This is a genomic window from Streptoverticillium reticulum (assembly GCF_047456005.1).
In the GTDB taxonomy this organism is placed as follows: Bacteria; Actinomycetota; Actinomycetes; order Streptomycetales; family Streptomycetaceae; genus Streptomyces; species Streptomyces reticulum.
On sequence record NZ_CP179755.1, the window covers coordinates 8,165,021 to 8,172,873 of the forward strand.

Consider the following 7,853-nt stretch of genomic DNA (forward strand, 5'->3'; position numbering starts at 1 on the left):
GCAGTCGAGGGCGTCTTCGGGGCTTCCGAAGGACAGGCCCGTGGGCAGGATGTTGTCCTCGTAGCGTTCGTTGCCGTAGGTGAACAGAGCGAAGCCCCACGTCTCGGGGTGGCCGGTGTCCTTGAGCCTGCACAGTTGCAAGTCGTCTTCGTCGTCGCCGTTGATGACGGCGTCGAGTGTGGTCGGCCCTTCAAATGAAGTCTCTTAGGCGAAAAGCCGCATGCCATTGGAGTGGTACGGCAGCGACTTGCGCCGGTGCAGCACCAGGTCGTGGTCCTCGGTGAAGGCGATCTCGGCCTCGGCGCCCTTCTCGGTGCCCAACAGTCGCAGTCGGCCGCTTTCGCGGATGCGCGCCAGGTCCGGCTCCACGCCCCCGCACGTCCACGGTGGCCGGCACCTGTCCCCCCAGCCCCAGCAACCCGGGCCGCGCGTATCGGGCCGACGGTATGTGAACTCTACGGGCCGATGCCGATCGAGAACAGGTCGAAAACGCCGACCGCCATACTTGGGTACCTCTCACGCCTTTGTGTTGAGGAAAGAACGCCGGAATGCCGACCTCCCGAGGCTGTCAACCGGGGGAGGTCGGCATTGGCGTTCTTGCCGCGCCGTGCAGTGCCCAGCACGCTTTTGCTGCGGCGACCGGCGGCTCTGCTCGGTCCTACTCGGTCCGCAGCGCCGTGGCGGTCCGGGTCCGTGCCGCCCAGCCGGCCGGCAGCAGTGCGCCGAGCAGGGCGATCACGATCCCGCCGGCCAGCAGGGGGATGAGCAGCCCGGCGGTGTAGACGTGGGACACGCTCGGCGGCAGGTGCCGGCCGATCGCGTTCCCCATCGGGGTCAGCGTCGCCTTCTCCACCGCGACCCCGAGCGGGACCCCGATCAGCCCGGCGATCAGGCCGGTGAGGGACACCGAGGTCAGCACCATCGCAATGGTCTGCTTGGGTGTCATCCCGAGGGCCTTGAAGATCCCCAGATCATGAACCCGCTCCCGGGTGTCCTGCACCACCATGCTCAGCACCCCGAGCGCGGCGACCGCCATCATCATCAGCGTGAGCGTGGCCACCAGGGTGCCCATGATGATCACCACGATGTTCTTGCCCCCGTCCGAGTGCGGCTGGACCGAGGCGTTCAGCGGGGTCAGCGCGGCGGCGGCCGAGGTGGACCAGTCCGATCCGCTGACGTTGTCGGCCAGTTCGACGTTGAACTGCTCGATGTGCGGGGCCAGACCGGCGGCGGTGAAGGTGGCCGCATCCGTCATGACCGTGTAGTCGCCCACGTTGGTGTCGAAGTTGATGCCGACGACCTTCAGCGGCAGTTGCTTGTTCTGCTGCACCACGGTGACGTTGTCACCGACGTGGATCCCCACCGTCGTGGCCAGCTTGTCGCCGACCACGGCCTCGCCGGGCGCTGAGAACCAGCGGCCGGACAGCAGCTCCATGTTCGTCCAGGAGAAGTCGCCGGTGATCGTGAAGACCTTCGGCGGTTCGCCGCCGGGCGGGGCGCCGACGATGGTCGCGCCGCTCTCGCCCCAGCCGAACGCGGCCTTCGTGCCCGGGGTCTCGGCGAGCGCGGCGGCCGCCTTGGCGGCGTCCAGGTGCGGCCTGCGCGGGTCGTTGGGCCCGTAGCGCCCCCAGGGCACGCCTACGTCGGCTGTGGGTATCACGAACTCCGCCGCGACGTTGAAGCCTGAGGTACTGGTGTCCAGGTACTTGTCGAACGCGGACCCCAGCCCCACCGCGAACGTGACACTCACCACGCCGAACAGCACCGCCGCACCGACGAGTACGGCCCGGGCCGGCCGGGCGAACGGCTGGGCCAGACCCAGCGACATGGCCCGGGGCAGCGGCAGCCGCGAGGCAAGACGCTGCGCCGTCCGACCGATCCCGGCCTTGGGGGCGCGGCCGGCCACCAGAGCCTGCACCGTCGGCATCCGGCCGGCTCGCAGTGCCGGGATCAAAGCCGTGGTGCCGACGATCAGCAGGGTGCCCAGCGGCACCACGGCGCTGACCCACAACGGAATCGTGGCACCGGCCGCGCCGAGCTGCTTGGTGGCCCCGTCCAGGATCGGCACAGCCAGGAGATTGCCGAAAACCGTGCCGAGCACCACGCCGAGTGTCGCCGGGATCATGGCCTGTGCGGTGTAGGCGCGGGCCACCTGCGAAGGGGTGAAGCCCAATGACTTCAGAATCCCGATGCGCCGGATTCCCGAGGCCACAGCCCCGCTGACCACGATCGCGATGATCAGCACCGACATGAACAGCCCGAGGATCCCGAAGCCGGTCAGGAACGGCACGAAGGCCCTGGCGTTGCCGGTCGCCTGCTGCTCCGCGGTCAGATACGACTGTCCGCCCTCGACCGAGCCGACCGGCGCAGCGGCGGCCACCGCCTGCTTGCCGGTGGCGATGTCGGCGTCGGTCCCGGCCTTGGCGAACCGGTAGAGCATCTGCACATCGGCCTTGGCACCGGCGGCGGTGAGCCGCGCGAAACCGTCGGCGGTGGCGAAGGCGGTCGCGCTGTTGGTCACCGAGCCGCCGAAGCCGACGACCTTGAACGACGGCTTGCCCGGCAGGGAGGAGAACACCACCGAATCGCCGAAGCAGACGGTGGCATAGTGCTGCCACGGCAGGGCGATCTCGCCCGGGCCGGTCGGCCAGCGCCCCTGGGTCAGCACGAGCTGGTCCATCCCGGAGGTGCTGCCCAGGTCGGGCCGGGTGGTGACGGTGATCGGACCGTTGTCGTGACCGGCGAAATCCTTCGTGGGGCAGTCCGTGCCGACGGTCGTGTCCAGGGCGGCGGCAATCGGGTACGGTCCGGCCGCCCCGGTGACGCCGGCGGCGTGCGCGGTGGCGGCGGCCTGCGCGGCCGTGGCCTTCGAGCCGTCGAACTGGACCGCCAGGTGCGCCCCGTTCCGAGCACTGAAGGCGTGCTCGAACGGGGCCTGCACGACGGCCAGCAGGCCGAGGGAGAGTACTGAGGACGTCACCGCGGCGAACGTCGTCAGGGCCATGACGAGGGACTGGACCCGACGCCGGCCCACGCCGGAGCGTACGACCTTGCCCAGGGCGCTCACCGGCTCACCGCCGGCAACGTGCGGGCCACGGCCCGGAATCCGACCTCGAAGAGACGCCGGAGCATCGGCGGCTTGCGCAGTGTCATCCGACCGCTCCCGCCGGACGGGTCAGCGGCGTGCGGGCGGCCAGGCCGGCACCGCTGCCGTCGTTGACGACGTCCCGCTCGACCGCGCCGTCCACCAACTCGATCGTGCGGCGCGCGGTGCTCGCGGCCAACTGCACATCGTGGGTCACCAACAAGATGGTCTGGCCCTCGCTGTTCAGGTCCAGCAGCAGCCGGCGCACGTCCTCGGCCGAGCTCGAGTCCAGCGCGCCGGTGGGCTCGTCGGCCAGCAGCAGCGCCGGCTTGTTCATCAGGGCCCTGGCCACCGCCACCCGCTGCCGTTGCCCGCCGGACAGCCGCTGCGGGTAGGCCTTGGCATGCCGGTCGATGCCCAGCGAGCCGAGCAGCTCGACGGCCCGCCGCTTCGCCTCGCCCTTGCCCATCCCGGCCAGCTGCGCCGGAACCATGACGTTGTCCAACACGGTCAGGTCGTCGAGCAGATTGAAGAACTGGAAGATCATGCCGATCGAGGCCCGGCGGTACTTCGCCGAACCGGCCTCACCGAGCTGGTCGACACGGGTGCCGTCGACGGTCACGGTGCCACTGGAAGGCTTGTCCAGACCGGCGATCAGATTCAGCAGCGTGGACTTCCCGCTGCCGGAATGGCCGAGGATCGCCACGCACTCACCGGACGCCACAGACAAGGTCACACCGGCCAGCGCGGGCGGGCCGTCGTCGTACTTCTTCATCGCGTCTTGGAGCGCGATCATCGGCGGATTCGTCATGACCATGAACCTAGGAACGGAGCATGACCCATTGCGTCGGCCGGCGGATGTCACCTCTCCCCAGGCCATCGGCCCGGCGGCGTATCCCGCATACATCCCCGGGGCGACGCGCAGAGCCGACGCCACTGAATACGATCTCCGTATGGAAGAGCTTCTGCAGCGTCTCTCGACATCGAAGCGCGTGACCCGGCTGATGTCACAGACCGTGGTGCCGGCCACCGCCTGCTGCTACGCGATGCTGCTCCCCTGGACGATGCCGACCCCTGAGGGCGGCCTGTTCCGGTTCCCCGACCTCGAGCCCGTCCAGATGCTGGGTCTGTACGTCGTGCTCGCCCTTCCGGTTCTGCTGGTGCGCCGTCTGCCGACCACCGTCTTCGCGGTGATCCTGGGCGAATCGGTCCTCGGCGAGGCCTTCGGCGCGCGGCCCTTGATCGTGTTCGTCCTGCTCGTCGCCTTGTGCGGGTATCTCGCCGCCCGACGGCCGAAGGCTGCCGCCGTCGGCTCCGTCGCGGGCGCCGCGGCCGCGTTCGTCAACGACATCCACGGCTACCCCGGGGAGACCGTCGGCGACGCGGCCCAGTGGACCGGGGGGCTCGCGTTGTGGTTCGCGGTCGCGTGGGTCTTCGGAGGGGTGTATCGCAAACGCCGTGAGTACCTCGAAGCCCTGCAGGAGCAGAGGGCGGCCCGCGCCGTCATGGCCGAGCGGCTGCGGATCGCCCGTGAACTGCACGACAGCGTCGCGCACAGCATCGGGATCATCACGGTGCTGTCGGGGGCGGCGGCGCGGGTCGTGGAGACCAAGCCCGAGCAGACGCGGCGGGCTCTGACCGGCATCGAGACCACCAGCCGGGAGACGCTGCTCGGGCTGCAGCGCATGCTCGGGGCGCTACGCCGCGCCGAGCCGGACGACGCCGTGCCGCAGGCCGCTCCGCTGGCGCCGGGCGGCAGCCTGGCCGACGTCCCGCGGCTCGCCGAACGCACGGCCGACGCCGGGGTGCGGGTCCACGTGACCTGGCAGGGCGAGCGGCGTCCACTGCCGCCGGAGATCGAGCTGTCGGCATTCCGGATCATCCAGGAGTCGGTGACCAACGTGGTGCGGCATTCCGGGGCGCGGACGTGCCGGGTCGCGGTCGGTTACGAGCCGGAAGGAGTGAGGATCGAGGTGGTGGACGACGGGGACGACGGTTCCGGCCGGCTGGGCCGTCCGAGGCACTCCGCGGCCGGCGGGAGCGGCTTCGGCCTGCTCGGCATGTGCGAGCGAGTGACGTTGCTGTCCGGCCAGTTCAGCGCGGGCCGGCGTCCGGAAGGCGGATTCCGGGTGACGGCGAGCCTCCCGGCATGAGCGTGCGAGTGCTGCTGGCCGACGACCAACCCCTGATGCTGGTCGGGCTCGCCATCCTGATCGGCAACACCGACGACCTGGAGGTGGTCGGCGAGGCCGGCGACGGCCGCGAGGCGGTGCGCCTGGTACGTGAGCTGCGGCCGGACGTCGTGGTGATGGACATCCGGATGCCGGGCATGGACGGGATCGAGGCGACCCGGCAGGCGACCGCCGAGCCGGACCCGCCCAAGGTGCTGGTGCTGACAACCTTCGACGACGACGAGTACGTCTACGGCGCACTGCGCGCCGGCGCCAGCGGATTCCTGCTCAAGAGCATGGCCCTGGACGCGATCCTGGACGCGATCCGCGTGGTGGCGGCCGGCGACGCGCTGATCGCGCCGAGCGTGACCCGGCGGCTGATCGCGGACTTCGCCAGAACGTCCGGCCCCGCGGCCCCCGAACCGGACGCCGAGCCCGCCGCGGACTCGAGTCCCATCGCGGGGATCACCGACCGGGAGCGCGAGGTGCTGGCACTGGTCGGACAGGGGCTGTCGAACGCCGAGATAGCCGAGCGGCTGGTGATCAGCGCGGCGACGGCGAAGACCCATGTCGCGCGTCTGTTCGCCAAGCTCGAGGCCCGAGACCGCGTCCACCTGGCGATCATCGCCTTCGACACCGGACTCGTGCCGCGTAGACGGTAGGGCAGGACGAGAAGAACGATCGCCGACCACGAGTTCGCCGCGTTCGCCAGATGCGCCGGCTCACCCACCTGCACCCGGGCCTCTGCCGGAGGTCACCTCGGGCAGAGGCCGTGACCGGCCGATGCGCTCGTAGCCCGGCCGGAGCGCGTCGGGGCCGGCACCGCCGACACGGGCCGGGATCAGCGGCACCGACCGGCCGCCCACCCGGGCCTCCGGTGGCGGAACCACCCCGGCGCAGCGCACCCGCCGGGAGTTCGAGTACATCCGCCACGGCACCGTCTCCATCATCGCCGGCCTGAACGTCCACACCGGCCAAGTCCTCACCGAGCGCATCGACCGCAACAACGCCGACACATTCATCGGCTTCCTACGCCGACTCAACGAGTCCATCCCCGCCGGCACCAGCATCCACCCGGTCATGGACAACGGCTCATCCCACGTCGCGAAGAAGACGAAGGCATGGCCGGCCACCCGTCCCCGCTTCAACATCCACCACACCCCCGAACACGCCAGTCGGCTCAACCAAGTCGAGCTGTTCTTCTCCGCCCTGACCCGACGTCTACTACGCCGCGGCCAGTTCGCCTACCGCGACGAACTGGCCGCGGCCATCGACACCTTCGTCCTGGCCTGCGACGAACACGACGCCAAGCCCTACCGCTGGACCTACGACGGCAGCCCACTCAAAGCCGCATGGACCCCCGAAGGATCAACGCGGCGCTGCACTAGGGCTGGAAGACTACTTCCGGATTGTTCGGCGAGGGGCCGTCCAGCAGCGGACGGTGGATCCCCTTCAGCGTCTGGTCGAAGAACGCCGTCACGTACTCACGCGTGAGCACGATTCCACGTTCGGGGTCGAGGGGCGGCGTCGGGAACCCGGCCTGCTCCTCGAGCAGGTCCACGTCGGTGAAGCTGGGGTGGTTGGCGCCGGTGACCGCCAGCCACTTCTTGTAGCCGCCGAGGTTGGCCCAGGCCTTCTCCCACGTGGTGTCGGTGCCGCTGGGCGAGTGGTTGTCGGTCTCGCCCAGCATGAGGAACGGCCGGTTGATCTGGCCGGGCATCGGGACCGGGTAGAACTTGCCGTCCATGTTCACTCCGGCCCGTACTCGCGGGTCGGCGATCATCGTGGCGACGGCCGACGCTCCGCCGATGGAGTGTCCGGCCGTCCCGATCTCGTGCTTGTCGATGAGGTGCGCCAGGCGCCACGCGGTATTGCCATGCGTCAACTGGTCGATCACGAAGGACGCGTCCAGCGCGCGGCTCGCGGTGACCTTGTTCATGTCGAGCTTCGGGTCATCGCAGATCGCGCACGGCGGCGTCTCGCCGTTCTCCAGCGTTTCGCCGCTGTCCTCGTGGGTGGGGCCGACGAGCGCGACGACGTAGCCGTGACTGGCCAGCTCGGTCGCGAGCGAGGTGAGCACCATCCGCGGGTCCCCGAACCCGGGTGAGAGGACCACCAGCGGATGCTTGCCGCGCTGCGGCCGAGCGCCGTCGAAGGCGTGAGTGGTGACGCTGGAAAGGTTCTGTGGGGTGATGCCGGAGCTCGCTGGTATCTTCCCCTTCTGGATGTGTCCGGCTGCCTCGGCGAGGGTCATATAAGGGGCCGGAGTCCCGGTCCCGGGGACGGCCGGGTAGACCATCGTGACGGTCAGTCGGCGGGGGCCGGATGACGGCACCCACGGGTCGGGACGGCTCGCGTCGGTGAGGTGGATGACGTCCTCGCCGGCAGCGTAGCGGCCGGTCGGCGCGGGGAGCGTGCCGTGGAAGGACCGCGTGGGTGCGGTGGCCGTGGCCGTGGCCGGTGCGGTGTCGAACGCGTGCGTGGCCACCGGTGTGGCCGACGGTGTGGTCGTGGCGGCGAACCCGGCGCCGGTTCCGGTGACGAGGGCGGCGAGCGCCAGCGCCGCGACGGCGCTGATACGGCGATTGCGTTTCATG

Annotated in this window: 7 protein-coding genes and 1 pseudogene; 3 read left to right on the forward strand and 5 right to left on the reverse strand. The window is 70.1% G+C overall.

All coding sequences use genetic code 11. The annotated features are described in order from the left end of the window. Nucleotides 1-207: 207 nt before the first annotated feature. The 3 genes and pseudogenes from ACMATS_RS36955 to ACMATS_RS36965 form a co-directional block, all read right to left on the reverse strand. Nucleotides 208-503 (reverse strand): annotated as a pseudogene (locus ACMATS_RS36955) (serine dehydratase beta chain); the annotation flags it as partial. A 155-nt stretch (nt 504-658) separates the two neighbouring features. Then, nucleotides 659-3,067 carry an ABC transporter permease gene (locus ACMATS_RS36960; protein WP_414170519.1) on the reverse strand — a complete coding sequence of 803 codons (2,409 nt, stop codon included), beginning with the start codon at nt 3,065-3,067 and terminating at the stop codon, nt 659-661. Nucleotides 3,068-3,149: 82 nt separating this feature from the next. Then, nucleotides 3,150-3,896: an ABC transporter ATP-binding protein gene (locus tag ACMATS_RS36965; protein ID WP_390779365.1), complete on the reverse strand. Its 747-nt coding sequence runs from the start codon at nt 3,894-3,896 to the stop codon at nt 3,150-3,152. A 142-nt stretch (nt 3,897-4,038) separates the two neighbouring features. Between ACMATS_RS36965 and ACMATS_RS36970 the strand changes: the two genes are divergently transcribed. Together ACMATS_RS36970 and ACMATS_RS36975 are read left to right on the forward strand one after the other, a co-directional pair. Next, nucleotides 4,039-5,238, forward strand: a complete 1,200-nt coding sequence (locus tag ACMATS_RS36970; RefSeq protein ID WP_414170520.1) for a sensor histidine kinase — start codon at nt 4,039-4,041, stop codon at nt 5,236-5,238. Continuing rightward, nucleotides 5,235-5,918: a response regulator gene (locus ACMATS_RS36975; RefSeq protein WP_414170521.1), complete on the forward strand. Its 684-nt coding sequence runs from the start codon at nt 5,235-5,237 to the stop codon at nt 5,916-5,918. The genes ACMATS_RS36970 and ACMATS_RS36975 overlap by 4 nt, the downstream gene beginning before the upstream one ends. A gap of 60 nt (nt 5,919-5,978) precedes the next feature. On the opposite strand, the gene ACMATS_RS36980 is transcribed toward ACMATS_RS36975, so the two are convergent. After that, nucleotides 5,979-6,227 (reverse strand): hypothetical protein, encoded by a 249-nt coding sequence (locus ACMATS_RS36980; protein ID WP_414170522.1) that lies wholly within the window; start codon nt 6,225-6,227, stop codon nt 5,979-5,981. Here ACMATS_RS36980 and ACMATS_RS36985 point away from each other — a divergent pair. Beyond that, nucleotides 6,205-6,750: a transposase gene (locus tag ACMATS_RS36985; RefSeq protein WP_414170863.1), complete on the forward strand. Its 546-nt coding sequence runs from the start codon at nt 6,205-6,207 to the stop codon at nt 6,748-6,750. The genes ACMATS_RS36980 and ACMATS_RS36985 overlap by 23 nt on opposite strands. Here the strand turns inward: ACMATS_RS36985 and ACMATS_RS36990 are convergent. Beyond that, nucleotides 6,641-7,852 carry an alpha/beta hydrolase family protein gene (locus tag ACMATS_RS36990; protein ID WP_414170523.1) on the reverse strand — a complete coding sequence of 404 codons (1,212 nt, stop codon included), beginning with the start codon at nt 7,850-7,852 and terminating at the stop codon, nt 6,641-6,643. The two genes, ACMATS_RS36985 and ACMATS_RS36990, sit on opposite strands and share 110 nt — an antisense overlap. Nucleotide 7,853 lies beyond the last annotated feature (1 nt).

Coding starts and splice junctions, on each gene's coding strand:
- ACMATS_RS36975 (WP_414170521.1), top strand. CDS start 5,235: ATGAGCGTGCGAGTGCTGCTGGCCGACGACCAACCCCTGATGCTGGTC.
- ACMATS_RS36990 (WP_414170523.1), bottom strand. CDS start 7,852: ATGAAACGCAATCGCCGTATCAGCGCCGTCGCGGCGCTGGCGCTCGCC.
- ACMATS_RS36970 (WP_414170520.1), top strand. CDS start 4,039: ATGGAAGAGCTTCTGCAGCGTCTCTCGACATCGAAGCGCGTGACCCGG.
- ACMATS_RS36965 (WP_390779365.1), bottom strand. CDS start 3,896: ATGACGAATCCGCCGATGATCGCGCTCCAAGACGCGATGAAGAAGTAC.